The following is a 26,945-nucleotide window of genomic DNA, read 5'->3' on the forward strand; positions in this document are numbered from 1 at the left end:
AGCGCACGAGCGCGAGACACATACGGCCTCTCATCCGTCTGAAGTCTCAAGGGATCCGTCATGCTCACCGTGTCCGCGCACGTTGCACTCACCCTCGCCCGCCACATCGACCACGTGTTCGGGGTGATGGGCAACGGCAACGCCTACTTCCTCGACGCTCTCGAGCGCTCGACCGACGTCCACTTCACCGCCGTGCGTCACGAGGCCGGCGGCGTCGTCGCCGCCGACGCCTTCTTCCGTGCCTCGGGGCGCCTGGCCGCGGCGACCGCCACATACGGCGCCGGGTTCACCAACACGCTCACCGCCCTCGCCGAGGCCGTGCAGGCGCACGTGCCGCTCGTGCTCGTCGTCGGCGACGAGCCCACGTCGGGTCCCCGCCCGTGGGACGTCGACCAGATCGCGCTCGCCTCGGCGGTCGGCGCCCGCACCTACACGGTCGGGCGGGCGGATGCCGCGGCCACGACGGTCATCGCGATCGAGCACGCACTCACGTACCGGGTGCCGACCGTGCTCGCGATCCCGTACGACGTCGCCGCCCGCGACGCCGGGCCGGTGCCCGAGGCGCCCGAGCCGCGGCTGCCCGAGCCTCTCGCCCCGGTGGGACCGTTCGCCGCCGGAGCGCTCGACGGCCTCGTCGACGCGCTCGCGAACGCCGAGCGCCCGTTCCTGCTCGCCGGTCGCGGCGCCTGGATCTCGGGGGCCTCGGACGCACTCGGCGAGGTCGCCGACCTCGTCGGCGCCGTGACCGCGTCCACGGCGCTCGGTCGTGGCGTGTTCCCCCGCGCCGAGTTCGATCTGGGCGTCACCGGCGGCTTCGGCGCCGAAGGCGCCATGGAGCTCGTGCGCGAGGCCGACGTGGCCGTCGTGTTCGGGGCATCCCTCAATCAGTTCACGATGCGCTTCGGCGACCTGTTCGCGCCCGGCACACGGGTCTTCCAGATCGACGTCGCGCCGGCGGCCACCCACCCGCACGTCGGCGGATTCGTGCGGGCGGATGCCGGCGTCGCGGCGCGCGCCGTCGCCACCGCCCTGCGCGAGAGGGGTGGGGCCCCGAGCGGCTGGCGCGAGTCGATCGACGTCGCGGCACTGCGCGCGTACGAGCCGGGCGATGCCGTCGCGGCCGACGGCCGCCTGGACCCCCGCGCCGTGGCCCGCCGCATCGGCGAGCTGCTGCCCGCGGATCGGGTCGTCGTCTCGGACGGCGGGCACTTCATCGGCTGGGCGAACATGTACTGGCCTGTCGCCTCGCCCGACCGCATGATGATGGTCGGCACGGCGTTCCAGTCGATCGGGCTCGGCTGGCCCTCGGTGCCGGGCGCCGCGCTCGCGAAGCCCACGTCGACGGTCGTGCTGACGACGGGCGACGGGGGCGGACTCATGGCCCTCGCCGACCTCGAGACCGCGGTGCGGGTCGCCGGTGGTCGCGGGATCGCCGTCGTCTGGAACGACGCCGCGTACGGCGCCGAGGTGCACCTGTACGGCCTCAAGGGCCTCGCCGAGCAGCCCATGCTCATCCCGCAGGTCGACTTCGCGGCCCTCGCGGCCGGCGTCGGAGCCGAGGGCGTCGTGGTGCGCACCCTCGACGACCTCGAACGGCTGGTCACCTGGGCGGCCGAGGACGAGGCATCCCGCCCCTTCCTCGTCCTCGACTGCCGCATCTCGGGCGACGTCATCGCGCCGTATCAGCGCGAGATCATCCGCGTGAACTCCTGACGCTCCCGCGCAGCGAGCCGAAGAACGCGCGAACGTCGCCGACGAGCAGCTCGGGCTCCTCGAGCGCCGCGAAGTGGCCGCCGCGCCCCTCGACATCGGTCCAGCGGACGATCTCGTGGTGCGGCTCCTCTGCGAACCGCAGCCCCACGTCGTGCGCGAACACGATCACAGCCGTGGGGACGCCCGAGCTCGGCTTCGGGTCGCCCCACGCGTTGTTCAGCGCGTAGACGACCTGGGCCGACGAGCCCGCCGATGCCGTGAGCCAGTACAGCGCCGCGTTCTCGAGCACGAACCGCTCGCCGACGACGTCGACCGCGTCGGCGTCGGCCGGGTACGTCCAGGCCTGCAGCTTGTCGTAGATCCACGCGAGCTGCGCGACGGGGCTGTCCGCCGCCATCGCGCCGATGAGGCCTGGACGGGTCCCCTGGATGGCGATGTACCCGAATTCGCGCTGCATGAACTCTCCGACGCGGCGGAGGCGATCCTGCTCGATGGGGGTCAGCGAGGCGGTGGTCTCGGCATCCACCTCCCCGACGAACGAGCCGAGCGAGCCGTTCACGTGCACGCCCATCACCCGGTCTGGCGCCTGACGCGCGATCTCGGGCGCGACCGCGGCGCCGTGGTCGCCGCCTTGCACCGCGAAGCCGTCGTAGCCGAGCCGGGTCATGAGCTCGAGGAACGCGCCCGCGGTGCGCTCGACCGTCCACCCTGGGCCCGCGAGCGGGGTCGAGAAGCCGAATCCCGGATGCGACGGGATGACGACATGGAACGCGTCGGCGGCATCCCCGCCGTAGGCCTCCGGGTCGGTGAGCGGGCCGATCAGCTCCTCGAACTCCAGGAACGAACCCGGCCAGCCGTGCATCAGCACGAGCGGCGTCGCATCCGGGTGGGCCGACCGGACGTGGACGGCGTGAATGGTCTGACCCTCGATGCGCGTCACGACCTGAGGCAGGGCGTTCAGCCGCTCCTGCGTCGCACGCCAGTCGTTCCGGAGCCAGCGCTCGACGAGGTCACGGAGGACGGTGATCGGGACTCCGCTGTCCCAGCCGTCGCCGGGGAGGGGCTCAGGGAGCCTCGCACTGCGCAGCCGGGAGTGCAGGTCTTCAAGGGCCGACTCCGCGACCTCGATGCGGAACGGGATGACGGCGGCGTCGATGTCGGTGGTCTTCACGTCTGTGGTGTCCATGCATCCACTCTCTCGACCTATCCGGCCGCTATACGACCGGATAGCGAGGATGATGGGAGCATGACACGCACCACCGGACGCACGCTCGCCCTGCTGTCGCTGCTGCAGGGGCGGAGGGACTGGAGCGGGGCCGAGCTGCGCGAACGGCTCGAGGTGAGCGACCGGACGCTCCGCCGCGACATCGACGACCTCCGCGAGCTCGGCTACGGCATCGAGGCCACCCGCGGCCGGGGCGGCGGCTACCGGCTGGGGCCCGGCGCGAGCGTGCCGCCGCTCACCCTGTCGACCGACGAGTCTGTGGCCATCGCGGTGGGACTGCGATCCGCAGCGACGAGCGTCGTGACCGGTATGGAGGAGGCATCCGCGCGTGCCCTCGCCAAGCTCGAGCAGTCCCTTGCACCCGCCGCGCGCACCCAGATCACCGAGATCGAGCGCGCCATGGTGCCCCTCGCTGCGGCGCGTGACGACGTGGACGTCGCCGTCGTGACCGCGATCGGCACAGCGGTCGCGGAGCGGCGGCGCCTGCGCATCGACTACACACGCCACGACGGCGACGAGGCGCGACGCGTCGTCGAGCCGCACCGGATCGTGCACTCCGCCGGCCGCTGGTATCTCGTCGCGCTCGATCCCGAGCGGCAGGCGTGGCGCACGCTGCGCGTCGACCGGATGCGGCATCCCGTGATCCTCCGCGAGGAGTTCCCGGCCCGCGACATCCCTGACGACGCGGTCCGTGACCTCGCATCGCACAGCATCACGTCGGCGCCGTATCCGCACCGGGCGCGGGCGCGCGTCCACGCCCGCGCCGAGGTGGTCGCCCGTGCCTTCGACCCGACCGCGGTGACGATCACCGCGGACGGCGACGACGCCTGCATCCTCAGCGCCGGCACCCGGCGGCCGGCCGAGTTCGCCGCATACCTCGGCATGTCGGGCTTCGCGTTCGACCTGCTCGACGGCGAGGAGGTGCGGACCGCGATGGTCGAGATGGCCCACCGGCTGCTGCAGGCCGCCGGACCGCCTGTCAGTGCGAGGTCGCCGGCGTGAGGTCGTAGTCGGGCAGCGAGGCATCCGTCGCGAACACATCCGTGATCCACATCATCGCGCGCAGCAGGAGCGGGTTCGCGAAGGTCAGATCGCGCAGGCGGATGCGGCGCTGTGACGGCGGAGCGAGGAACGGGCCGGCGCTCCCGGTCCGGGCGATCTTCGTCGGCTTGCGCATGCGTGCGTCGTAGGCCGCGAGCGCCGCGACGTGATCGCCCTGCGCTCGCACCAGCTCGCCCGCCAGCACGTACGCCCCGACGATCGCGAGCCCCGTGCCGAAGCCGCCGAGCGTGTTGGCGTAGCCGGCATCCCCGACGAGCGCGACCCGCCCCTTCGTGTACGTCGTCATCCGTGTGCGGGTGATCTCGTCGAGATAGAAGTCGGATGCCGCATCCGCCGCCGCGAGCATCTCGGGCACACGCCAGCCGATGCCGTCGAACGCCTCACGCAGGAACCTCCGCTGCGACGCGACGTCGCGCCGGTCGTAGCCTCCGCCGTCGCCGCGGAACACGAACAGGTTCGGCGCCTTCTGGCCTCCGGCCAGCGCGAGCCGGCCGGGCACGGTGAAGCCGTACGCGACGCCGCGTCCGCTCGACAGTCTCGTCTCGAGCCCGTCCAGCGGCACCGCCCCGCTCGCGACCGCGTAGAAGTAGCCGAGCCGCTCGACATGGTCGCCCTCGGGGCCGAACGCGAGCCGCCGCACCGCGGAGTGCACGCCGTCGGCGCCGACGACGAGGTCGAAGCGCTCGTCGGCGCGGTGCGCGAACGACACGTCGACCCCGTCCGCGTGCTCGTCCAGCGCGGTGATCTCGTCGCCGAAGACGTATTCCGCCCGATCGGAGCTGTGCCCGTGCAGGATGCCGGCGAGGTCACCGCGCAGGATCTCGACGTCGCCGCCGATGAACTCTCCCGGGATGACGGCCTTGACCCGATCGGCCTCGTCGACCAGGCGCCAGTCCGTCTTCGGCGTCTGACGGGCCTGGACGTCGTCCCACACTCCCAACCTGGTGAGGATCTCACGGTGCGTGCGGCCTTTGAAATCCACGGCCTGCCCACCCGGCCGCACCCCTTCCGCCTTCTCGACCACCGTGACGTCGTACCCGGCGCGGCCGAGCCGGCCCGCCAGCGCGGGTCCGGCGATGCTTGCGCCCGAGATCAGCACCTTCTTCGCGGACATTTCCACTCCTTCGGCTAATTGCGTCTCGTGGACACAATAGCTAACTGATTACACTGGACGCAATTGTTTCCAGGAGGCTCACATGACGTCCGACGAAACGGTGTCCGGGGCATCGGCCTCGCCGGACGACCTGCTGTGGCCTGGCCCGGCAGCCGTGCGCCGCGGTCCGAAGCCCAGGTTCACGGTCGCCGAGATCGCCGACGCCGGCACCCGCATCGCCGATGCGGAGGGCCTGTCAGCCGTGACGATGCAGCGCATCGCCCACGACCTGGGCAGCACCAAGATGGCGCTCTACCGGTATGTCCCCGGCCGCGCCGAGCTGGACGCGGTGATGCTCGACCGGGCCTTCGGCGCGCCCGCACGACACGATTCCGACGACTGGCGGCGCGCATTGGCGGCATGGGCGGAGGGCGTCCACAGCCGCGCCCTCGCCCATCCGTGGTCGGTCGAACTGGCCCAGCGCCCGCACCGCCCAGGGCCCTTCGAACTGGCCTGGTACGAGGCGGGGCTGGCCGCGATGGCGCAGCTGGAGCTGCACGGCAGCGAGAAGCTCGACGTGCTGGCGCTGCTGGCCGGTCACGCGATGTCGATCGTCCGGCAGGAGTCGGCGAGCGCGGCACCCGAGCAGGATCTCGCCGCCGCGATGGCGCGGATACTGACCGACCGGGCCGCGGACCACCCGTTCACTGTCGCCGCGTTCGCAGACCCCGCGGGCGCGCGGGGCGATGCGCTGCGCTTCGGTGTGGAGCGCATCATCGCCGGTGTGGAGGTGCTCGCGGCAGCGCGCCGCGAAGCGTGACGCTCCCCGCGGTGCTGCTCCCCCGGGACGACGACGGATGCCTCCCGCGGGCGGATGCGCGCCGCCGAGGAGCGAGCGAGCATGGACGCATGGCCTCCTTCCGATTCGGCGTCGTGACCGGCGCACACGGTGACGCGCGGGCGTGGAGCGAGACGGCCCGGCGCGTCGAGGGCGACGGCTTCGCGGCGCTGCTCGTGCCCGACACGCTCTTCACGCCCTCGCCCTTCCTCGCACTGTCGGTCGCCGCGGCCGCGACCTCGACGCTGCACCTCGGCACGTGGGTGCTCGCGGCGCCCCTGCGCAGCCCGGCCGCGACCGTCCGCGAGACCCGTACGCTCGTCGAGCTGTCGGGTGGCCGCTTCGAACTCGGGCTGGGAGCGGGGCGGCCGCAGGGTGAGGCGGATGCCGTCGCCCTGGGTGTTCCCTGGGGCTCCGGCCGTGAGCGCGTCGATCAGGTCGAGGCCACGATCGCGGCGGTGCGCGGGGCGCTGGGCGACGACCTGCCGCTGACGCTCGCGGCGGGCGGCGACCGTATGATGCGGATCGCCGGACTCCAGGCGCACACTGTCGCGCTGCCGCTGCCGCCGCACGCCGATCTCGCAGCGGTGACCGAGGTGGTCGCCCGCGTGCGCGCGGCCACTGTGGCGGGCCGGCCGCCGGTCGAGCTGTCACTGCAGATCGCGGGCGTGGGCGACGCGGTGCCCGAGTGGCTGCGCCGCGGCGGTCTGACGCCCGAATCGCTGCGCGATGCGAGGGCTGTCGCCGCGCTGTCGGGCGACGTCGCCCGCGATACCGAGGCGCTGCGCGCGCTGCGCGACGCGACCGGGGTGTCGTTCTTCACGGTGCCCGACGAGCTGTCGGCACTGCTCGCGCCGCTGGTGGCCGAGCTCACGAGCACCTGAACGGCGGATCACTCGCCGCGGAACTCAGGCTTGCGCTTCTCCTGGAACGCCGCGAAGCCCTCGCGGTAGTCGGCCGTGGCGCGCAGCGCCTCCTGGCTGCGCGATTCCTCGGCGACGGCATCCCACAGCCGCGCGTCGCGCAGGTGCGCGACCAGCCGCTTGGACGCAGCGAACGCCGCCGTGGGCCCGGATGCCGTCATCGCAGCGCGCTCGCGCGTGAAGGCGAGCAGCTCGTCAGCCGGCAGAGCGCGGCTGAACATCCCGGCCGCCACGGCATCGGCGCCCGAGATCAGTTCGCCCGTGAAGATCAGGTCGAGGGCGCGGTGTGCGCCGAGCCGGTCCAGCAGCAGCGCGTGCGCCCCCGAGTCGGGGATCGCCCCGAGGTTCGCGAACGGCGAGCCGACCTTGGCGTTCTCGGCGACATAGACGACATCGGTCGCGATCGCGAGCCCCAGCCCCACTCCGAGGCACGCGCCCTGCACAGCCGCGAACGTGGGCACCGGGAACGCCGCGATCCGCCGCATCACCTGTTCGAGCGCACCGAGGTAGCCCGGCACGTCGTCGGTCTCGGGGTCGACGCCGGCGATGTCGCGGCCCGCGCAGAAGGCACGGCCTTCCCCGCGCAGCACGAGCGCACGGACCCCGGATGCCGCCGCCTCGGCGTACGCGTCGTCCAGTCGCCGCAGCGCCTCGAGCGAGAGCGCGTTGAGCCTGTCGGGCGCGTTCAGGGCGATCTCGGCGACGGCGCCGTCGAGGGCGAGCTCGATCATGGGGACCTCCTAGACGTCGTAGTCGACCACCACGGCCTCGGTCGTGGGGTGGGACTGGCAGGTGAGCACGTAGCCGCGCTCGAGCTCGTCGGGCTCGAGCGCGTAGTTCTCGGTCATCGTGACCGACCCCTGCAGCAGGCGCGCACGGCACGTGCCGCACACGCCGCCGGCGCACGCGAACGGCACGTCGGGCCGCACCCGCAGCGCCGCGGTGAGGATCGACTCGCGCGCGGCCACCGGGCTGTCCACCGACTGCGACTGTCCGTCGAGGGTGAACTCGATGCGCGTGACAGGTTCGTCCTCGGCGATCGCCACCGGCCCGGCGGCGGGCTCGTCGCGCGGGCCGTCGGCGGGTGTGAACAGCTCATAGCGGACGTGGGCGGCATCCACGCCGATGTCGGCGAGGGTGTCGCGGCACAGCTGCACGAGCGCGAACGGTCCGCACAGGAACCACTCGTCCACGGTGTCGGGCAGTACGAGCTCGTCGACGATGCGCCGCAGCCGCGGCTCGTCGAGCCGGCCCGACAGCAGGGGTGCGGTGCGCTGCTCGCGCGAGAGCACATGGTGCAGCGCGAGGCGGGTGGGGTAGCGGTCCTTGAGGTCCGACAGGTCATCGAGGAACATGACGTCCAGGCTCGAGCGGTTCGTGTACACGAGCGTGAACCGCGACGTGGCCGAACGGGCCAGCACGGTCGCGGCGAGCGCCATCAGCGGAGTGATGCCCGAACCGGCCGCGATGCCCGCGACGTGCGCACCGTCGAGGTCTGCCAGCGACGATGTGAACGAGCCCTGCGGGTTCATCACGTCGATCTCGTCGCCGACCTTCAGCTCGGTCTGCGCCCATGTCGAGAATCGGCCGCCCCGGTCGCGCTTGATGGCGACGCTGACGGTCCCCTCCTCGGTCGCCGGACCGAGCGACGGCGGCCGGCACAGCGAGTACGACCGGCGCAGCTCGCGCCCGTCGACGTGGGCGCGCAGCGCGACGTGCTGTCCGGCGAGATACGCGAACTCGCCGTGCAGCGCGGCGGGGACGGCGAAGGTCACTTCGATCGCGGCATCCGTCAGCGGCCGGATCTCGGCGACCCGCAGCGTGTGGAACCGCGCGCGGCGCCTGCCGCCCGACGGTCCGCCGACCGCGCTCGCGAGCAGGGCGTCGGCGACCAGCTCGTCGTCGCCCGGTCCGTCCGCAGTCATCAGTGCACCTTGAAGTGGTCGAAGGGCTCCAGGCATGCGCGGCACTCGTACAGCGCCTTGCACGCGGTCGACCCGAACCGCGCGAGCTCGCGGGTGTCGAGCGAGCCGCACCGCGGGCAGCGCACCGCCAGCTGCAGCGGGATCGGCCCGGTCACCGCGCGGCGACCGTTCGGCGGGGCGATGCCGTACTCCCGCAGCTTGTGCTTTCCGGCATCCGTCATCCAGTCCGTGGTCCAGGCGGGCGCGAGCACGAGCCGCACCTCGACGTGCGCGAACCCGGCGGCGGTGAGCGCGAGCACGACGTCGTCGCGGATCGCCTCGATCGCCGGGCACCCCGAGTAGGTCGGCGTGATGGTGACGGTCACCCGGTCGCCGTCGAGCTCCACGGCGCGCAGCACCCCGAGGTCCTCGATCGTGAGGACCGGCACTTCCGGGTCGAGGACGGATGCCGCCACCTCCCACGCGCGGTCGGTCATCGTGGCGCTCACCACGTCACCCCCGGGTGCCGCCGGGCGAGCACCTGCATCTCGGCCAGCAGATAGCCCAGAGTCGGGAAGTGCGCGCCGCGGCGGCCGCCCGCCGACGACATCGGACCCTGCGGCACGTCGAGCCCGGCCTCGGCGAAGACCGCGGCGATCACGGCGTCGAACCCCGGCTGCAGCATCGAGGGGCGCACGGCGATCCCCTCGAGCCGGTCGATCAGCGGCTCGTCGACGAACAGCTCGCCGATGTACGGCCACACCTCCCCCACCGCGCGCACCATCCGCCGACGGGACTCGTCCGTGCCGCCGGCGAGGCGCAGTGTCCACTGCACCGCATGGTCGCGGTGGTACTCCACCTCTTTGACGGCCTTCGCAGCGATCGCGGCCAGCGTCTCGTCGGTCGACCACTGCAGTGCGGTGTACAGCTCGAACAGATACGTGGATGCCGCCAGCTGGCGCGCGATCGTCTGCCCGAAGTCGCCGTTCGGCTGCTGGAAGAGCCACGCGCAGCGGAACTCGGGCTCATCGCGCCAGTACGCCAGGTCGTCCTCGCTGCGCCCGTCGAACGTGCCGGCGTAGCGCAGGAACGAGCGGGCGTGCCCGAGCAGGTCGAGGGCGATGTTGGCGAGGGCGACGTCCTCTTCGAGCTCGGGCGCACGGGCGATCCACGCGCCCAGCTGCTGCGACAGGATCAGCGCGTCGTCGCCGAGCCACAGCGCGTACTCCGCGACATCGGCCGATCCGGCGCGCCCCTCGCCGCCCGCGAGCTCGGCCGACAGCATGACCTCGTCGACCGTGACCTCGCCGTGCGGCTCGTTCCCGCGATCGGCGTGCGACGTCTCGCTCACAGGTGCGGCACCCCCTCGGACGCCGTGTAGTACGACGCGTGCCGGTAGTTCTTGCCCGCGGGGCTCTCGAAGAACGCGCCCTTCGAGTCGGGGTCGCTCGTGGTGATGGCGTCGGCCGGCACGACCCAGATCGAGGTGCCCTCGCCGCGCCGGGTGTACAGGTCGCGGGCGTTGCGCAGCGCGAACTCGGCATCCGGCGCGTGGAGCGACCCGGCGTGCACGTGGCTGAGCCCGCGGCCGGCCCGCACGAACACCTCCCACAGCGGCCACGTCTCGCGGTCGGCCGCACCCGGGGTCGTCATCATGCCACCTCGCGTCGTGCGAGCTGCTGCTTGCGGGCATACTCCGCGGCCGCCTCGCGCACCCACGCACCGTCCTCGTGGGCACCCCGGCGGTTGCGGATGCGTTCCGCGTTCATCGGCCCGCGGCCGGCGAGCACCTCGTGGAACTCGGTCCAGTCGATCTCGCTGGTCCGCCAGCGCCGGGCTGCGGCATCCCATTCCAGTTCCGGATCGGGGAGCGTCACCCCGAGCACCTCGGCCTGCGGCACGAGCATGCCGATGAACCGCTGCCGCAGCTCGTCGTTCGAGAAGCGCTTGATGTTCCACGCCATCGACTGCGCCGAGTTGGGCGACTCGTCGTCGGGCGGCCCGAACATCATGAGCGACGGCCAGTACCAGCGGTCCACGGCATCCTGAGCCATCTCGCGCTGCGCGGGCGAGCCCTGCATGAGCGTCAGCAGGATCTCGAACCCCTGTCGCTGGTGGAACGACTCCTCCTTGCAGATGCGCACCATCGCGCGCCCGTACGGTCCGTACGAGGCACGGCACAGCGGCACCTGGTTGCAGATCGCGGCGCCGTCGACGAGCCAGCCGATCGCCCCCATGTCGGCCCAGGTGGGCGTCGGGTAGTTGAAGATCGACGAGTACCGGGCGCGGCCCTCGATGAGCTGCTCGGTCATCTCGTCGCGCGTGATGCCGAGGGTCTGCGCGGCCGAGTACAGGTACAGGCCGTGACCCGCCTCGTCCTGCACCTTGGCCATCAGGATCGCCTTGCGCTTGAGGCTCGGCGCCCGCGTGATCCAGTTGCCCTCGGGCTGCATCCCGATGATCTCGGAGTGCGCGTGCTGCGAGATCTGCCGGATCAGCGTCTTGCGATAGGCCGCAGGCATCCAGTCCCGCGGCTCGATCCGCGAGTCGCCCTCGATGATCGCGTCGAACGCCGCCTGGGCGTCCGCCTCGTCGATCAGCATCTCGGTCGTCATCGTCGACTCCGTTCGATTCCTGTGTCCGCGCCTTCGGCTCCAGTGCCTGCCGAAGGATTACAGACCGTTCGTTCAGTAAAGTCTACGCCGTCCGCCGCGTGGTCAGCGAGCGGCCGCGGAACTCCGCCACCACATCGCCCGTCTCGTCCGTCACCGTCACGTCGTAGAGGCCGGTGCGGCCCGTCACGGCACGGCGGCGCGCGTGCGCGGTCAGCGTCTGGCCGGCGTAGGTGGCCTTGAGAAAGGAGATGTCGGCTCCCGCGGCGACCGTCACGGCGGCGTCTTCGTTGCACGCCATGGCGAACGCGGTGTCGGCGAGCGCGAAAACGATCCCACCGTGGGTGATCGCGAACCCGTTCGTCATGTCGTCCCGCACCCGCATGGACACGACCGCCTCTCCCGGTTCGTCGCACTCGACGAACATGCCCATCGCGGCCGACGCCCGGTCGCGCCGGAGCATGTCGCGCTGCCCCGCGAAGTGCTCGGCCGGATCGGTCACGGCGTCACCGGCGCTTCGGCGGTGCGGGATGCCGCGCCGCCGGCTGGGCCCTCGTCCCACGTCTTCGCGACGAGGGTGAGCACGTCGTACGTCGCGACGATCTCATCGCGCTGGTTGAGCAGCACGGCGTCCCACCGCACCTCGCCGTACTCGTCGGTCTCGCGCGGCGTGATCTGCTTGGCGGTGAGCACGACGCGCACCTCGTCGTCGGGCGACACCGGCGTGACGAAGCGCAGGTCCTCGAGGCCGTAGTTGGCGAGCACGGGGCCCGGCGCCGGGTCGACGAACAGCCCGGCGGCCCATGACACGAGCAGGTAGCCGTGAGCGACGCGGCCCGGGAAGAACGGGTTGGCGGCCGCGGCCTCCTCGTCCATGTGGGCGTAGAACAGGTCGCCGGTGAAGTGCGCGAACGTCTCGATGTCGTCGAGCGTCACGGCGCGCAGCGGTGAGACGAACTGGTCACCGATGCGCAGTTCGGCGAGCGGCTTGCGGAACGGATGCCGGTCGGACCGGGATGCCGCCCCCTGATGCCACACACCGGTCAGGGCCGTGAGCATCGCGGGCGAGCCCTGCACGGCCGTGCGCTGCATGTGGTGCAGCACCGCGCGGATGCCGCCGAGCTCCTCGCCGCCGCCGGCACGGCCGGGTCCGCCGTGCACCAGGTGGGGCACCGGGGCGCCGTGCCCGGTCGAGGAGCGGGCGTCGTCGCGGTCGAGGAAGAGCAGCCGCCCGTTGAAGGCCGCGGTGCGGGCGAGCAGGGTGGCGGCGACGGCGGGGTCGGCGGTGGCGACGCTCGTCACGAGCGAACCTCCGCCGCGGCCCACGAGGTCGGCGGCCTCGTCGACGGTGCGGTATGCGAGCACGCTCGCGACGGGCCCGAACGCCTCGATGTCGTGCACGGCGCCAGGCAGCGCCGTGGCCTCGCCGTCGAAGCCGATGACGAGCGGCGCGACGAACGCCCCTTCGGGCGCCGGACCGGTCGATCCGTCGGCGCGCATCACGTCCGGAGCGTCGGTCGTGCCGAGCACGAGTCGGCCGCCGGCGGCCTCCAGTGCTGCGACCGCGCGCAGCACCTCGTCGCGCTGCTCCCGCGAGACCAGCGGACCCATCGTGACGCCCTCGGCGTGCGGATCGCCGACGACGACGCGTTCGGCGATCTTGTCGCGCAGCGCCGCGACGAGCGGCTCGACAGCCCCCGCGGGCACGATCGCGCGGCGGATCGCCGTGCACTTCTGGCCGGCCTTCGTCGTCAGTTCGACCATCAGCTGCTTCACGTACGCGTCGAACTCGGGCGTGCCCGGGACGGCGTCGGGGCCGAGCACCGACGCGTTGATCGAGTCCGTCTCGCTGGTGAAGCGCACGCCGGGAGCAGCCTGCTCGCGGAGCCGGGACGCGGTCGAGGCGCTGCCGGTGAAGCCGACGAGGTCGCCGAGGCCGAGGTGGTCGAACAGGCCCGGCACGGATCCGCTCACCAGCTGCAGCGACCCGGCGGGCAGGCGCCCGGACTCGACGAGGATCCGCACCCACGCCTCGGCGATGTACGCCGTCGGCGTCGCGGGCTTCACGAGGCTCGGCACGCCCGCGAGGAACGCCGGCGCGAACTTCTCCAGCGCGCCCCACATCGGGAAGTTGAACGCGTTGATCTGCACGGCGACGCCGGGCAGCCGCGTGTACACGTGGCGGCCGAGGAACGAGCCGTCCTTCGCCAGCGACTCGACCGGACCGTCGAGGTACACCTGCGCGTTGGGCAGCTCGCGGCGCCCCTTCGATGCGTAGGTGAAAAGCACGCCGATGCCGCCGTCGACGTCGCCCTGCGAGTCGCGCACCGTCGCACCCGCACGCTTGGACAGCTCGTACAGCTCCTCTTTGCGTGCGGTCAGCGCGATCGCGAACTCCTTGAGCAGCAACGCGCGCTGGTGGAACGTGAGCCCACCGAGGCTCGCCTGCCCGACCGTGCGCGCGTGGTCGAGCGCGCCGGCGAGGTCGATGCCGTCGGTGCTGACGTGCGTCACGACCTCACCGGTCGAGGCGTCGCGCACCGCCACCGCGTCGGCCGCGTCGGCCGGAGACCACCACCGGTCGCGCAGGTAGCTGGGAAGGATGTCGGTCACTGATCGCTCCATTCGTAGAAGCCGCGGCCGCTCTTGCGGCCGAGATGCCCTGCGGCGACGAGTCGCCGCAGCAGGTCGGGAGGGGCGAACCGGTCGCCGAGCTCGCGGTGGAGCTCTTCGGCGATCGCGAGCCGCACATCGAGTCCGACGAGGTCGGTGGTGCGCAGCGGTCCGACCGGATGCCGGTACCCCAGCTCCATCGCCGCGTCGATGTCGGCGGCACTCGCGACGCCCTCCTCGAGCATGCGGATCGCCTCCAGCCCGAGCGCGACGCCCAGCCGGCTGGAGGCGAAGCCCGGACTGTCGCGCACGACGACCGCGGTCTTGCCGATCCCGTCGACCCACGCGCGCGCGTCGTCCACGAGCGCAGCCTCGGTCGCCGTGCCGACGACGACCTCGACCAGCTGCGACGCCGGCACCGGGTTGAAGAAGTGCAGGCCGAGGAACCGCCCGGGCCGCCCGAGCGCGGTCGCGAGCTCGTCGATCGAGATCGACGACGTGTTGGTCGCCAGCGCGCCCTCCGGCGCCAGCACCGCTTCGGCGCGCGTGAGCGCGTCGATCTTGAGCGCCCGGTCCTCGGGCACGGCCTCGATCACGAGCCCGCACCCGGCGAGCGCGGCGACGTCGGTCGCGGTCTCGACCGCTGCCGCGAGCTCATCGGCGGTGCGGTCCGCCGCACCGCGTTCGACGCTGCGTCGCAGGCTCTCGAGAAGACGAGTGGATGCCGCGTCCGCCGCATCCTCGTCGCGCTCGACGATCACCACGCGGGCGCCGGCGAGCACGAACGCGTGGGCGATGCCCGCACCCATGCGCCCTCCGCCGATCACCCCGACGCGCCCTGGCACGCCCCGCTCCCCGCTCGTTGAGCGAGCGGAACGAGACGAAACGCCCCGGCTGCCCGTGAACTCCCGGTCGCTCATCGCCCGCGCCCCTCGAGGAACGCCGTCATGCGGTGCTGCTTCTCGGGACTCTCGAACAGCTCGCCCTGCAGCTCCAGGTCGATCTCGGGGTGCGCGGCACGCGGTGCGAGCAGCGCCGTCTTGGTGTGCCGCGTCGCGAGCGCGTCGTTGCGCGCGATGCGGTCCGCCAGCGTGTGGGCGGCGGTGAGCAGGTCGGCAGGCTCGTAAAGGGACGACACGAGCCCCCAGTCGACGGCAGTGGCGGCATCCAGGATCCGGCCCGTCAGCAGCATCTCCGCCGCGCGACCCTCGCCCACGATCTCGCGCAGGCGCCACGTGGCGCCGGCCGCGGCGATGATGCCGAGCCCCGTCTCGGGGTTGCCGATCTGCAGGCGCGGAGTGCCGATGCGGATGTCGGCGGCGTAGGCGAGCTCGGCACCGCCGCCGAGCGCGTAGCCGTCGATCGCGGCGATGACGGGCATCGGCAGGTCTCGCACCCGCTGGAAGGCCCGCGTGTTGATGCCCCGGCGCGCGTCTGCGGCGCGGCGCTCGCGCAGCTGCGCGATGTCGGCGCCCGACGCGAACACGCCGTCCGTGCCGATGAGGATCAGCGTGCGGGGGTCGCGCTCGAGCTCGGCGCACACGTCGTGCAGCGCATCGATCGTGCGCTGGTCGATCGCGTTGCGCACGGCGGGCCTGGACAGCGTGGCGACGACGCGGTCGGCGCGGCGCTCGACGACGAGCGGCAGCTCATTCGTGACCGGCATCGGGGTCCTCTCGCACCGCTCCGTCGCGGCTGTCTCACATAGTACGTGACCGATCGTTCAGTATTGCCTCTAGTGGTGCGAGACTGGGCGCATGTCCGCGAACGCCGCCCCCACCCCCGCGCGGCGCGGCCGCCCGGGCTACGACCGGGCGCAGGTGCTCGCCGTCGCGGTCGAGCTGTTCAACGAGCAGGGGTACGACGCGACCTCCGTCGCCGACCTCGCGCAGCGGCTTGGGCTCACGAAGTCCGCGCTGTACCACCACTTCGATTCGAAGGAGCAGCTGCTCGCCCTCGCCCTGGACGAGGCGCTCGGCGGCCTCGAGGGCGTGCTCGACGACCCCGCGATCGCCGAGGCCGCCCCGGCGGAGCGGCTCGCCGCCGTGCTGCACGGTGCCGTGCTCGTGCTGGTCGACCGGCTTCCCTACGTGACGCTGCTGCTGCGCGTGCGCGGCAACAGCGACGTCGAGCGAGCGGCCCTCGAGCGCCGCCGGACGTTCGACCATCGGGTGACCGCCCTCGTGGCCGAGGCGCAGCGCACCGGCAGCGTGCGCGCCGACGTCGACGGAGCCGTCGTCACGCGCCTCGTGTTCGGCATGGTCAACTCGCTCGTCGAGTGGTACCGGCCGGGCGGACCCGTCGACCGCGAGCGCCTCACGCACGATGTGGTCACCGTCGCCCTCGACGGCATGCGCACCCGCTGAGGCGGCATCCGGCTCCGTCCGTGTCCCACTTCCGCACGCTCCGCGCCGCGGGTGCGGCGTCTTCTGGGACGCGACCGCCGGTAAGTGGGACACGAGCGCACGGGAACAGGGATGCCGCCGCCCGGGGCTCACGAGAAGCCCGGGGCGACGGCATCCACTCCCGAAGGGTCAGGCCTTGGCGAGACCGTAGATCGGGCTGACCTCCTGCTCGGCCTCGTGCTCAGGGCCGAGCGGGATGCCGGAGCGGTCGCGCAGCAGCAGCGTCGCGAGGAGTCCGAGCACCGTCATGCCGGCGAGGTACCAGGTGACCGACATCGTCGAGCCGGTGGCCTGCACCAGCGCCGTCGCGATGGTCGGGGCGAACGCACCTCCCAGGATCGCGCCGATCGCATACGAGATCGAGACGCCCGAGAAGCGGATCGATGCCGGGAACAGCTCGGAGTACAGGGCAGCCTGCGGACCGTACGTGAAGCCGAGGCCGATGGTGAGGATCGCGAGACCCAGGAACAGCAGCCAGATGCTCCCGGTGTTCACGAGCGGGAACAGCAGGAAGACGCCGGCGAGCTGCAGGATCCAGCCGATGATGTAGGTCGTGCGCCGGCCGATGCGGTCCGAGATGAAGCCCGCGGCCAGCGTCGACAGCAGCCATGTGACGGCCGAGGCGGCGACGGCCCACAGGACCGGACCGCGCTCGAGGGCGAGCGGGCCGTCGGGGTTCGTCGAGTAGCCCTGGATGTAGCCGCCCGTCGTCATGTAGCCGACGGCGTTGTTGCCCGCGAAGACCAGCGCGGCGATGATCACGAGCAGCAGGTGCTTGCGGAAGAGCGTGATGATCGGCATGCGCGCCTTCTCTTTGCGCTCGGCGAGCTCGGCGAAGACCGGGCTCTCTTCGACGCGGCGGCGGACGTAATAGCCCACCAGGATCAGCACGACGCTGAGCAGGAACGGCACACGCCATCCCCACACGAGGAACGCGTCGCCGGGCGCGATCATCGCCATGAGGGCCATGACGCCCGAGGCGAGCAGCAGACCGAGCGGCACGCCGATCTGCGGCGCCGCGCCGAACGCGCCGCGGCGCGTCTTGGGGGCGTGCTCGACGGCCATCAGCACCGCACCGCCCCACTCGCCGCCGGCCGAGATCCCCTGCAGGATGCGCAGCAGCACGAGCAGGATGGGCGCGGCGACGCCGATGGCCTCGTAGGTCGGCAGCACGCCGATGAGCGCGGTCGAGGCGCCCATCAGGATCAGCGTCCACATCAGCACGACCTTGCGGCCGTACTTGTCGCCGAAGTGGCCGGCGAGGAACGCGCCGAGCGGGCGGAACAAGAAGCTCACGCCGACGGTCGCGAAGGCGATGAGGGCGCTGTTGGCGCCGAGCGGCGCGAAGAAGAGCTGGCCGAAGACCAGCCCGACCGCCGTGGCGTAGATGAAGAAGTCGTACCACTCGACGGTGGTGCCGATGACGGTCGCGAAGACGACCCTCTTGCGATCGACCGACGCCGCGATGGTGCCGGTGGGGGTGAATCCCTCGTGGGGGGCTGTGCTCATTAGTGACTCCTGTGTCGGGCTGACGTCGTCGTCCGCCGGCGACCTTTCGGGATGGTTGCCGGATTGCCCACGATCATATACGATTTCGGATACGACGCAAGAGTGAGGGAGCTCATGACGGTAGACACGCCATCGATGGATGCCGCTGATCAGCGGTTCTCGGGTCTGCCCGGGCGTCCCGGCAAGATCATCGCGATCCACCTCAGCTACGCCTCCCGCGCCGACCAGCGCGGACGCCGGCCCGCCCATCCCTCGTACTTCTTCAAGCCGTCGAGCTCGGTCGCGGCATCCGGCAGCACCATCGAACGCCCGGCCGGGACCGAACTGCTCGCCTTCGAGGGCGAGATCGCGCTCGTGATCGGCGCGCCGGCACGACGGGTCGCCCTCGGCGAGGCATGGAGCCACGTCGCCGCGGTCACCGCGGCCAACGACTTCGGCCTGTACGACCTGCGTGCGAACGACAAGGGCTCCAACGTGCGCTCGAAGGGCGGCGACGGCTACACGCCGGTCGGCCCCGGCCTCATCGACGCCCGCGCGATCGACCCCGGCGAACTGCGTGTGCGCACGTGGCTGAACGGCGACCTCGTGCAGGACGACCGCTCCGCCGGCATGATCTTCCCGCTCGCCCAGCTGGTCGCCGACCTGTCGCAGCATTTCACGCTCGAGACCGGCGACGTGATCCTCACCGGCACGCCCGCCGGCTCGTCGGTCGCCGTCCCCGGCGACGTCGTCGAGGTCGAGGTGTCGGTCGACGGCGGTCCCACCTCGGGCCGCCTGGTCACGACGGTCGCGCAGGGCGACGCCGCCTTCGACGGCGCTCTCGGCTCGCTGCCCGGCGTCGACGACCTGCAGCGCACCGAGGCCTGGGGCTCGCGCGAGGCGGCCGGGCTGCCGGCCGAGCCTGTCCCCGCCGGAACACCTGTTCTGAGCGACGCGCTGCGCGCGAAGCTGACCTCCGCTCCCACGGCGGGCCTGTCGGCACAGCTGCGCAAGCGCGGACACCACTCCTGCTTCATCGACGGCGTCACCGCCAACCTCGCGGGCGCCAAGATCGTCGGCACCGCCAAGACGCTGCGTTTCGTGCCTTTCCGCGAAGACCTGTTCCAGACTCACGGCGGCGGCTACAACGCGCAGAAACGGGCGTTCGACGCCGTCGCCGAGGGCGAGGTCATCGTGATCGAGGCGCGCGGTGACGACAGCACCGGGACGCTCGGCGACATCCTCGCGCTCCGCGCCCGCGCGCGCGGCGCGGCCGGCGTCGTCACCGACGGCGGCGTCCGCGACTTCGATGCCGTGGCCGAGATCGGGCTGCCGGTGTTCTCGAAGGGCGCGCACCCGTCGGTCCTCGGCCGCAGGCACGTCCCGTGGGAACACGACGTCACGGTCGCGTGCGGCGGCGCGACCGTCCAGCCGGGCGATGTCATCGTCGGCGACAGCGACGGCGTCATCGTCATCCCGCCGGGGATCGCCGAAGAGGTCGCCGACGCGGCCCTCGCACAGGAGGTCGAGGACGCGTGGATCGCCGAGCGCGTCGCGGAGGGGCATCCCGTCGACGGGCTGTTCCCGATGAACGCCGAGTGGCGCGGCCGCTACGACGAGGCCCTTCGACAGGCTCAGGGACCGGCACAGACTCAGTCCCCGGCGCAGACCCAGGGACCGACCGCATGAGCACCCTGCTGGGGCAGTCCCCCGCGGCTGCCGGCGGCAGCAAGTCCGAGCAGGCGTACGAGTGGCTGCGTGCGCGGATCACGCGCCACGAATACGGCCCCGGGTACCGTCTGGTGCTCGGCTCCATCGCCGACGAGCTCGGGATGAGCGTCGTGCCGGTGCGCGAGGCCATCCGCCGGCTCGAGGCCGAGGGTCTCGTCACGTTCGAGCGCAACGTCGGTGCCCGCGTCGCCGTCGTGGACGAGAGCGAGTACGTGTTCACGATGCAGACGCTCGGCCTCGTCGAGGGCGCCGCGACGTCGCTGTCGGCCCCGCTGCTGACCCCCGCCGACCTCGATCGCGCTGCGCTCGTGAACGACCGCATGGTGCAGCTGCTCGACAACTTCGACGCGCACCTGTTCACGCAGCTCAACCAGCAGTTCCACTCGGTGCTCTACGAGCCCTGCCCGAACCCGCACATCCTCGACCTCGTGCACCGCGGCTGGTCCCGGCTGTCGGGTCTGCGCGACTCGACGTTCGCGTTCGTCCCGGGGCGTGCGCAGCACTCGGTCGACGAGCACGCCGAGATCCTCGACCTCATCCGCAGCGGCGCCGATCCTCTCGAGATCGAACTAGCCGCCCGCACTCACCGCTGGCGCACGATGGACGCGTTCCTCGACGCGCGGCATCCCTCACCCGAACTCCCGGCCTGAGCCGGCTGAACCCGTCCGAACCGGAGGAACCCATGACCGACACCGACACCTCGCTCGCGACCCGGCACGTCCCCGAGGGGCTGCCCGAGCGCATCCGCCACTACATCGACGGCGAGTTCGTCGACTCGCTCGACGGCGACACGTTCGACGTGCTCGACCCGGTGACGAACGAGACGTACGTGCAGGCCGCGGCCGGCAAGAAGGCCGACATCGACCGTGCCGTCGCCGCCGCGCGCCGCGCGTTCGCCGAGGGTCCGTGGCCGCGCATGCTGCCCCGCGAGCGCTCGCGGGTGCTGCACCGCATCGCCGACATCGTCGAGTCCCGCGACGCGCGCCTCGCCGAACTGGAGTCCTTCGACTCCGGTCTGCCGATCACGCAGGCGCTCGGCCAGGCGCGCCGCGCGGCCGAGAACTTCCGCTTCTTCGCCGACCTGATCGTCGCCCAGGCCGACGACGCCTACAAGGTGCCCGGCCGCCAGATGAACTACGTCAACCGCAAGCCGATCGGCGTCGCGGGCCTCATCACGCCGTGGAACACGCCGTTCATGCTCGAGTCGTGGAAGCTCGGCCCGGCGCTGGCGACCGGCAACACCGTCGTGCTCAAGCCCGCCGAGTTCACGCCGCTGTCGGCGTCGCTGTGGGCGGGCATCTTCGAAGAGGCGGGGCTGCCCCAGGGCGTCTTCAACCTCGTGAACGGACTGGGAGAGGATGCCGGCGACGCGCTGGTGAAGCATCCCCAGGTGCCGCTCATCTCGTTCACGGGCGAGAGCAGCACCGGGCAGCTCATCTTCGGCAACGCGGCGCCGTTCCTGAAGGGTCTGTCGATGGAGCTCGGCGGCAAGAGCCCGGCCGTGGTGTTCGCCGACGCCGACCTCGACGCCGCGATCGACGCCACCATCTTCGGCGTCTTCTCGCTCAACGGCGAGCGCTGCACCGCCGGCTCGCGCATCCTGGTGGAGCGCCCGGTCTACGACGAGTTCGTCGCGCGGTACGCCGCGCAGGCCGACCGCGTCGTCGTGGGCTACCCGCACGACCCCGCCACCGAGGTCGGCGCGCTCGTGCACCCCGAGCACTACGACAAGGTCGTCTCGTACATCGAGATCGGCAAGTCCGAGGCGCGCCTCGTCGCCGGCGGCGACCGCCCCGAGGGCTTCGAGACCGGCAACTTCGTGCGGCCCACGGTGTTCGCCGACGTCGCCCCCGATGCCCGCATCTTCCAGGAGGAGATCTTCGGCCCGGTCGTGGCGATCACGCCCTTCGACACCGACGAGGAGGCGCTCGAGCTCGCCAACGGCGTGAAGTACGGCCTGGCCGCCTACGTGTGGACCAACGACCTCAAGCGCGCCCACAACTTCTCGCAGGCCATCGAGGCCGGCATGGTGTGGCTGAACTCGAACAACGTCCGCGACCTCCGCACACCCTTCGGCGGCGTCAAGGCCTCCGGCCTCGGCCACGAGGGCGGCTACCGCTCGATCGACTTCTACACCGACCAGCAGGCCGTGCACATCACGCTCGGCCCTGCCCACAACCCGACCTTCGGCAAGAACTGATGCGTTCCGTCTCGCTCGGCTCGCTCAACGACCGCGTTGCCCGGTCGTTGAACGAGCGAGGAACGAGCGAGACGAACCGCCCCGGACCCACGAACAACGCAAGGACGCGACATGACCAGCCGTGACGACATGACCCTCACCTCCTCGGGCTTCTACGTGAGCCAGGAGGCGCCCATCCTCTCCGACAACCCGATCCCGACGCCCACCGCGCCGGCCCCCGACATCCTGCGCTGCGCGTACATGGAGCTCGTGGTCACCGACCTCGCCGCATCCCGCACGTTCTACGTCGACGTGCTCGGCCTGTACGTCACCGAAGAGGACGACACCACGATCTACCTCCGCTCGACGGAGGAGTTCATCCACCACAACCTCGTGCTGCGCCAGGGGCCCGTCGCCGCCGTCGCCGCGTTCTCGTACCGCGTGCGCTCGGCCGAGGAGCTCGACCGCGCCGTCGCGTTCTACGAGGAGCTCGGCTGCGACGTGCGCCGCAACCCCGAGGGCTTCACGAAGGGCATCGGCGACTCGGTGCGCGTGACCGATCCGCTCGGCTTCCCGTACGAGTTCTTCTACGCCACCGAGCACGTCGAGCGCCTGTCGTGGCGGTACGACCTGCACACGCCCGGCGAACTGGTGCGCCTGGACCACTTCAACCAGGTGACCCCCGACGTGCCGCGCGCGGTGAACTTCATGCAGTCGCTGGGCTTCCGCGTGACCGAAGACATCCAGGACGACGAGGGCACCGTCTACGCCGCGTGGATGCGCCGCAAGCCCACCGTGCACGACACCGCGATGACCGGCGGCGACGGCCCCCGCATGCACCACGTCGCGTTCGCCACGCACGAGAAGCACAACATCCTCGCGATCTGCGACAAGCTCGGGGCGCTGCGCCGCTCCGACGCGATCGAGCGGGGGCCCGGCCGCCACGGCGTCTCGAACGCGTTCTACCTGTACCTGCGCGACCCCGACGGCCACCGCGTCGAGATCTACACGCAGGACTACTACACCGGCGACCCCGACAACCCGGTCGTCACCTGGGACGTGCACGACAACCAGCGCCGTGACTGGTGGGGCAACCCCGTGGTCCCGTCGTGGTACACCGAGGCATCCCTCGTCCTCGATCTCGACGGCAACCCGCAGCCGGTCGTCGCCCGCACCGACACGTCCGAGATGGCGGTCACGATCGGCGCCGACGGCTTCTCGTACACCCGCCCCGACGATGCGGCCGACGAGCTCCCGTCGTGGAAGCAGGGCGAGTACAAGCTCGGCCACCAGCTGTAAGGGTCACCACCGGACGACGAGAAAGAGGAGAACGGATGCTGCACCCCGATGACATCGCGGCGATCGCCGCCGAGCTGGCTGAGGCCGACCGCACGCACAGCGTGATCCCGCGGATCACCGCCCGCTACCCCGACGCGACGGTCGAGGACTCGTACGCCATCCAGGGTGTGTGGCGCGACCGCATGATCGCCTCCGGGCGCCGGCTCGTGGGCCGCAAGATCGGGCTCACCTCCAAGGCCATGCAGCAGGCCACCGGCATCACCGAGCCCGACTACGGCGTCATGTTCGACGACACCGTGTACGAATCGGGGGCGACCCTGCCCTTCGACGCGTGCTCGAACGTGCGCATCGAGGTCGAACTCGCCTTCGTGCTCGCCCGGCCTCTGGAGGGCCCGGACTGCACGCTGGAGGATGTGCTCGCCGCGACCGAGTCCGTGGTGCCGGCGTTGGAGGTGCTGAACTCCCACATCGAGCTGGAGGGCCGCACCATCGTCGACACCATCAGCGACAACGCCGCCTACGGCGCCATGGTGCTCGGGCCGGGCCGGTTCTCGGTCGACGAGGTCGACCTCCCCTGGGTGCCCGGCGTCCTGAGCCGCAACGGCGAGGTCGAAGAGACCGGCGTCGCCGCGGGCGTGCTCGGCAACCCCGCGATCGGGGTGGCGTGGCTCGCGAACAAGTTCCACCAGCACGGCTCCCGGCTCGAGACCGGCGAGATCATCCTCGCCGGATCCTTCACCCGCCCCATGTGGGTGCAGCGCGGCGATACCGTGAGATGCGACTACGGACCGCTGGGAGTGATCGAATGCCGCTTCGCCTGAACCCCACCTTCCGCGAGCGCCTCGACGCGTCGGATCGCGCGCTGGTCGGCCTGTGGGCGTGCTCCGGCTCGCCCCTGGCGGCCGAGATCCTCGCCGGCTCGGGAGTGGACTGGCTGCTCATCGACATGGAGCACTCGGCCAACACGCTCGGCTCCGTCCTCGCGCAGCTGCAGGCGGTCGCCGCCTACCCGGTGACCCCGGTCGTGCGCGTGCCGTACGGCGACGACGTGATCCTCAAGCAGGTGCTCGACATCGGCGCGCAGAACGTGCTCGTGCCGATGGTGTCGACGGCCGAACAGGCCCGCGAGCTCGTCGCCGCGGTCCGCTACCCGCCGCGCGGGCGCCGCGGAGTCGGCTCCGCGCTGTCGCGCTCGGCCCGCTGGAACCGCGTGGACGGCTATCTCGCCGATGCCGACCAGCACGTGTCGCTGTTCGTGCAGGTCGAGTCCGCCGAGGCCGTGGGCAACGCCGCCGAGATCGCCGCGGTCGACGGCGTCGACGGCATCTTCGTGGGCCCCGCCGACCTCGCCGGCTCGCTCGGCGTGCTCGGCCAGCAGACCCACCCGGACGTGATCGCCGCCGTCGAGCGCGCCTTCGACGCCGTCCGCGCCGCCGGCAAGCCCGTCGGCGTCAACGCGTTCGACCCGGCCGCGGCTGACGCGTACATCGCCGGCGGGGCGGCCTTCATCGCCGTCGCCGCCGATGTGTCGCTCCTCGCCCGCGGCTCCGAAGGCCTCGCCGCCCGCTTCATCCCCACCGACCCGGGCGCGCAGCGCGCCTCGTACTGAGCCGAGGACGAGTGGATGCCGGCGGCCACGGGCTCCGGCATCCATTCGTCCTCGCATCACGGCGCAAGCGAAACGTGGCACAGTGAACGCATGAAGAAGTGGGTCGTGCGGTTCGTGTCGCTGCTGGTGTTCAACATCGTCGTGCTGCTGATCGTCGGCTGGCTGACCCCGGCGCGCGTCGGCTGGGCGGCACTGTGGGCCGGCATCGTCATGACCGCGCTCGTCATCTGGATCAAGCCGCTCATCGAGAAGTGGTTCCGCTCCTCGGCGGCCAAGTCCGCCGGCGGGCGCACGAAGGCGGGCGAGAAGATCGTCGAGTTCTTCATCGCCTTCGCGGTGGCGTTCCTCATCTGGATCGCCACGGTGCTGCTGTCGGGCGTGCGCATCGGCGGCGGCTTCTTCGGCGCGATCTGGGCGTACGTGCTGCCGCCGGTCATCCTGCTCATCGGCTGGGCGATCTACGGCGCGATCGACGACAAGGTCGAGACCCACGCGGGCGCCCTGTACGACAAGGCGACCGGCACGAAGACGGAATCCGTGGATGCCTCAGCCCCGCCGGTCCCGAGCCCCGAGGCCGCCGCCGCCAAGCGCGAGCTGAACGACGGCCTCACCGACGAGCAGCGCCGCATGCTGGACGAGCTCGGCGGCTGATCCGGAGGATCCGGCGCCTGCTGTCGATCGGGACGCGCTCGGATCGTCATGTCGGTGTCGCAACCCACCAGAAAGGACGACACCATGCGGTACGCACTCCTCCTCCACTACCCCGAGATGACCGCCGACGACATCGGCCCCGAGGCCATCGCCGAAGGCATGCGCGAGTTCGACGAGTACGCGAAGGCGCTCCAGGATGCCGGCGTGCTGGTGTCTGCCGACGTGCTGCAGCCGTCGGCCGTGACGACCACCGTCACCGTCGCCGACGGCGCGCTGCGCGTCCAGGACGGGCCGTTCGCCGACACCAAGGAGCAGCTCGGCGGCTCGTTCGTGATCGAGGTCGACGACCTCGACGCCGCCATCGCGTGGGCGGGCAGAGCGCCGTCGGCGACGTGGGGTCCGGTCGAGGTCCGTCCGAGCTCCACCCACTTCCGCGACGGCGCCTGGACTGCGTTCGCGGGCTGATGCCCTCCCCCACGCCCCCTCCGCGCGGCGCCGACGCGCTGCGCGGAGGCCCCGGGCATGTGGGCACGGCCGACGGCGCCCGCGCCGCCGCCGAGCGCGCTGCCCGGACGTCGTACGGCCGGCTCCTGTCGATCGTGGCCGCATCTGCCGGAGCCTCCGCACGCGTCGGGCCCGACATCGCCCTCGCCGAGGACGCGCTCGGCGACGCCTTCGAGCGCGCGCTGCGGACGTGGCCCGACGGGGGCATCCCCGCCAATCCCGAAGGGTGGCTGGTCACCGTGGCCCGCAACCGACTGCGTGATGCGCTCGGCGCCGCCGCGCACCGCACCGGCGTGCCGCTGGACGACGAGCTGGCGGCGGTGCTCGCGGACGAGCGCGCCCCCGACGCCGTGACCGAGCTGTCGCGCCGCGACGCGATCCCCGACAAGCGGCTCGAGCTGCTGTTCGCGTGCGCCCACCCGGCGATCGATCCGGCGGCGCGGACGCCGCTCATGCTGCAGACCGTGCTGGGGTTCGAGGCGGCCGACATCGCACGTGCCTTCGGCGTGGCCCCGGCCACGATGGCGCAGCGGCTCGTGCGCGCGAAACGACGCATCCGCGACGCCGGGATCCCGTTCCGCGTGCCCGCGCGCGCCGACATGCCGGCCCGCCTGCCTGCGGTGCTCGAGGCGATCTACGGCGCCTACGCGATCGACTGGCTCGACCAGGGCGACGAGCCTCGCGAGTCGCTCGCCGACGAGGCCCGCTGGCTCGCCGTGCTGACTGCGGCACTGCTCGATGACGAGCCCGAGGCGTGGGGGCTGGCGGCGCTGCTGACGTACGCGCAGTCCCGCGCGCCGGCGCGGACCGGGCGCCCCTGGCCCGCGCTGGATGAACAGGACACGTCGCTGTGGGATCGCGCCCTCATCGCCGAAGCGGCCGCGCTGCTGCGGCGCGCGTCGGCCCTCGGCCGCCCGATCGGGCGCTTCCAGCTCGAAGCCGCGATCCAGTCCGTCCACTGCGATCGCGCCCGCACCGGTGAACTCGACGTCGACGCCCTCGTGACGCTCTACCGCGGCCTCGTCGCGATCGCGCCGACCGACGGCGCCCGCGCGGCGCTGGCCGCCGCCGAGGCCCGCCGCGACGCACGGTGACG

27 protein-coding genes are annotated in these 26,945 nt (G+C 71.9%); 14 read left to right on the plus strand and 13 right to left on the minus strand.

Annotated elements, in window-relative coordinates; genetic code table 11:
- Positions 1-60: 60 nt before the first annotated feature.
- Complete coding sequence (locus ABEA46_RS08100) at positions 61-1,713, plus strand: thiamine pyrophosphate-binding protein (RefSeq protein ID WP_345543913.1); 1,653 nt, start codon at positions 61-63, stop codon at positions 1,711-1,713.
- On the opposite strand, the gene ABEA46_RS08105 is transcribed toward ABEA46_RS08100, so the two are convergent.
- A complete protein-coding gene (locus tag ABEA46_RS08105; RefSeq protein WP_345543914.1) occupies positions 1,694-2,899 on the minus strand; it encodes an epoxide hydrolase family protein in 1,206 nt (401 codons plus the stop codon). The genes ABEA46_RS08100 and ABEA46_RS08105 overlap by 20 nt on opposite strands.
- A 60-nt stretch (positions 2,900-2,959) precedes the next feature.
- Here ABEA46_RS08105 and ABEA46_RS08110 point away from each other — a divergent pair, with 60 nt between their 5' ends.
- Positions 2,960-3,940 (plus strand): helix-turn-helix transcriptional regulator, encoded by a 981-nt coding sequence (locus tag ABEA46_RS08110; protein WP_345543915.1) that lies wholly within the window; start codon positions 2,960-2,962, stop codon positions 3,938-3,940.
- Here the strand turns inward: ABEA46_RS08110 and ABEA46_RS08115 are convergent.
- Entirely contained in the window at positions 3,918-5,114 is a 1,197-nt protein-coding gene (locus tag ABEA46_RS08115; protein WP_345543917.1) for an FAD-dependent monooxygenase, read from the minus strand. The genes ABEA46_RS08110 and ABEA46_RS08115 overlap by 23 nt on opposite strands.
- Positions 5,115-5,196: 82 nt before the next feature.
- Here ABEA46_RS08115 and ABEA46_RS08120 point away from each other — a divergent pair, with 82 nt between their 5' ends.
- Both ABEA46_RS08120 and ABEA46_RS08125 read left to right on the plus strand, forming a co-directional pair.
- On the plus strand, positions 5,197-5,913 hold the full coding sequence (locus ABEA46_RS08120) for a TetR/AcrR family transcriptional regulator (RefSeq protein WP_345543918.1): 717 nt from the start codon (positions 5,197-5,199) through the stop codon (positions 5,911-5,913).
- Between the two features lie 89 nt (positions 5,914-6,002).
- On the plus strand, positions 6,003-6,815 hold the full coding sequence (locus ABEA46_RS08125; protein ID WP_345543920.1) for an LLM class flavin-dependent oxidoreductase: 813 nt from the start codon (positions 6,003-6,005) through the stop codon (positions 6,813-6,815).
- 8 nt (positions 6,816-6,823) lie between these two features.
- On the opposite strand, the gene ABEA46_RS08130 is transcribed toward ABEA46_RS08125, so the two are convergent.
- The 10 genes from ABEA46_RS08130 to ABEA46_RS08175 all read right to left on the minus strand — a co-directional run bounded on the left by ABEA46_RS08130 (position 6,824) and on the right by ABEA46_RS08175 (position 15,649).
- Complete coding sequence (locus tag ABEA46_RS08130; protein WP_345543921.1) at positions 6,824-7,585, minus strand: enoyl-CoA hydratase/isomerase family protein; 762 nt, start codon at positions 7,583-7,585, stop codon at positions 6,824-6,826.
- 9 nt (positions 7,586-7,594) lie between these two features.
- On the minus strand, positions 7,595-8,779 hold the full coding sequence (paaE, locus tag ABEA46_RS08135) for a 1,2-phenylacetyl-CoA epoxidase subunit PaaE (RefSeq protein ID WP_345543922.1): 1,185 nt from the start codon (positions 8,777-8,779) through the stop codon (positions 7,595-7,597).
- Entirely contained in the window at positions 8,779-9,255 is a 477-nt protein-coding gene (gene paaD, locus ABEA46_RS08140) for a 1,2-phenylacetyl-CoA epoxidase subunit PaaD (RefSeq protein ID WP_345544236.1), read from the minus strand. Before paaD ends, paaE begins: the two co-directional genes overlap by 1 nt.
- Before the next feature lie 8 nt (positions 9,256-9,263).
- The gene (paaC, locus tag ABEA46_RS08145; RefSeq protein ID WP_425563172.1) at positions 9,264-10,109 is read right to left on the minus strand and encodes a 1,2-phenylacetyl-CoA epoxidase subunit PaaC; all 846 of its coding nucleotides are present in this window, start codon (positions 10,107-10,109) and stop codon (positions 9,264-9,266) included.
- On the minus strand, positions 10,106-10,411 hold the full coding sequence (paaB, locus tag ABEA46_RS08150; protein ID WP_345543923.1) for a 1,2-phenylacetyl-CoA epoxidase subunit PaaB: 306 nt from the start codon (positions 10,409-10,411) through the stop codon (positions 10,106-10,108). Before paaB ends, paaC begins: the two co-directional genes overlap by 4 nt.
- Entirely contained in the window at positions 10,411-11,373 is a 963-nt protein-coding gene (gene paaA, locus ABEA46_RS08155; protein ID WP_345543924.1) for a 1,2-phenylacetyl-CoA epoxidase subunit PaaA, read from the minus strand. Before paaA ends, paaB begins: the two co-directional genes overlap by 1 nt.
- 82 nt (positions 11,374-11,455) lie before the next feature.
- Positions 11,456-11,872, minus strand: coding sequence for a hydroxyphenylacetyl-CoA thioesterase PaaI (gene paaI / locus ABEA46_RS08160; RefSeq protein WP_425563173.1), 417 nt, complete (start codon positions 11,870-11,872; stop codon positions 11,456-11,458).
- A complete protein-coding gene (paaZ, locus tag ABEA46_RS08165) occupies positions 11,869-13,995 on the minus strand; it encodes a phenylacetic acid degradation bifunctional protein PaaZ (protein ID WP_425563174.1) in 2,127 nt (708 codons plus the stop codon). The genes paaI and paaZ overlap by 4 nt, the downstream gene beginning before the upstream one ends.
- Positions 13,980-14,828 (minus strand): 3-hydroxyacyl-CoA dehydrogenase family protein, encoded by an 849-nt coding sequence (locus ABEA46_RS08170; protein ID WP_345543926.1) that lies wholly within the window; start codon positions 14,826-14,828, stop codon positions 13,980-13,982. The genes paaZ and ABEA46_RS08170 overlap by 16 nt, the downstream gene beginning before the upstream one ends.
- 71 nt (positions 14,829-14,899) lie before the next feature.
- A complete protein-coding gene (locus tag ABEA46_RS08175) occupies positions 14,900-15,649 on the minus strand; it encodes an enoyl-CoA hydratase/isomerase family protein (protein WP_345543927.1) in 750 nt (249 codons plus the stop codon).
- Between the two features lie 91 nt (positions 15,650-15,740).
- Between ABEA46_RS08175 and ABEA46_RS08180 the strand changes: the two genes are divergently transcribed.
- The gene (locus ABEA46_RS08180) at positions 15,741-16,349 is read left to right on the plus strand and encodes a TetR/AcrR family transcriptional regulator (protein WP_345543929.1); all 609 of its coding nucleotides are present in this window, start codon (positions 15,741-15,743) and stop codon (positions 16,347-16,349) included.
- A 168-nt stretch (positions 16,350-16,517) separates the two neighbouring features.
- Here ABEA46_RS08180 and ABEA46_RS08185 read toward each other — a convergent pair whose 3' ends face one another.
- Positions 16,518-17,897 (minus strand): MFS transporter, encoded by a 1,380-nt coding sequence (locus ABEA46_RS08185; RefSeq protein WP_345543930.1) that lies wholly within the window; start codon positions 17,895-17,897, stop codon positions 16,518-16,520.
- Between the two features lie 135 nt (positions 17,898-18,032).
- Here ABEA46_RS08185 and ABEA46_RS08190 point away from each other — a divergent pair, with 135 nt between their 5' ends.
- The 9 genes from ABEA46_RS08190 to ABEA46_RS08230 all read left to right on the plus strand — a co-directional run bounded on the left by ABEA46_RS08190 (position 18,033) and on the right by ABEA46_RS08230 (position 26,943).
- On the plus strand, positions 18,033-19,565 hold the full coding sequence (locus ABEA46_RS08190) for a fumarylacetoacetate hydrolase family protein (protein WP_345543931.1): 1,533 nt from the start codon (positions 18,033-18,035) through the stop codon (positions 19,563-19,565).
- The gene (locus ABEA46_RS08195; protein ID WP_345543932.1) at positions 19,562-20,257 is read left to right on the plus strand and encodes a GntR family transcriptional regulator; all 696 of its coding nucleotides are present in this window, start codon (positions 19,562-19,564) and stop codon (positions 20,255-20,257) included. Before ABEA46_RS08190 ends, ABEA46_RS08195 begins: the two co-directional genes overlap by 4 nt.
- A gap of 32 nt (positions 20,258-20,289) precedes the next feature.
- Positions 20,290-21,807: a 5-carboxymethyl-2-hydroxymuconate semialdehyde dehydrogenase gene (gene hpaE / locus ABEA46_RS08200; protein WP_345543933.1), complete on the plus strand. Its 1,518-nt coding sequence runs from the start codon at positions 20,290-20,292 to the stop codon at positions 21,805-21,807.
- Positions 21,808-21,918: 111 nt separating this feature from the next.
- On the plus strand, positions 21,919-23,085 hold the full coding sequence (gene hpaD, locus ABEA46_RS08205; protein WP_345543934.1) for a 3,4-dihydroxyphenylacetate 2,3-dioxygenase: 1,167 nt from the start codon (positions 21,919-21,921) through the stop codon (positions 23,083-23,085).
- 35 nt (positions 23,086-23,120) lie between these two features.
- On the plus strand, positions 23,121-23,906 hold the full coding sequence (locus ABEA46_RS08210; RefSeq protein ID WP_345543936.1) for a 2-keto-4-pentenoate hydratase: 786 nt from the start codon (positions 23,121-23,123) through the stop codon (positions 23,904-23,906).
- On the plus strand, positions 23,891-24,694 hold the full coding sequence (locus ABEA46_RS08215) for an HpcH/HpaI aldolase family protein (protein WP_345543937.1): 804 nt from the start codon (positions 23,891-23,893) through the stop codon (positions 24,692-24,694). The genes ABEA46_RS08210 and ABEA46_RS08215 overlap by 16 nt, the downstream gene beginning before the upstream one ends.
- 90 nt (positions 24,695-24,784) lie before the next feature.
- Positions 24,785-25,345 carry a hypothetical protein gene (locus ABEA46_RS08220; protein ID WP_345543939.1) on the plus strand — a complete coding sequence of 187 codons (561 nt, stop codon included), beginning with the start codon at positions 24,785-24,787 and terminating at the stop codon, positions 25,343-25,345.
- 84 nt (positions 25,346-25,429) lie between these two features.
- Positions 25,430-25,810, plus strand: a complete 381-nt coding sequence (locus tag ABEA46_RS08225; RefSeq protein ID WP_345543940.1) for a YciI family protein — start codon at positions 25,430-25,432, stop codon at positions 25,808-25,810.
- On the plus strand, positions 25,810-26,943 hold the full coding sequence (locus tag ABEA46_RS08230; protein WP_345543941.1) for an RNA polymerase sigma factor: 1,134 nt from the start codon (positions 25,810-25,812) through the stop codon (positions 26,941-26,943). The genes ABEA46_RS08225 and ABEA46_RS08230 overlap by 1 nt, the downstream gene beginning before the upstream one ends.
- The last annotated feature ends 2 nt before the right edge of the window (positions 26,944-26,945 follow it).

The organism is Microbacterium jejuense, from assembly GCF_039544225.1.
Lineage (GTDB): Bacteria > Actinomycetota > Actinomycetes > Actinomycetales > Microbacteriaceae > Microbacterium > Microbacterium jejuense.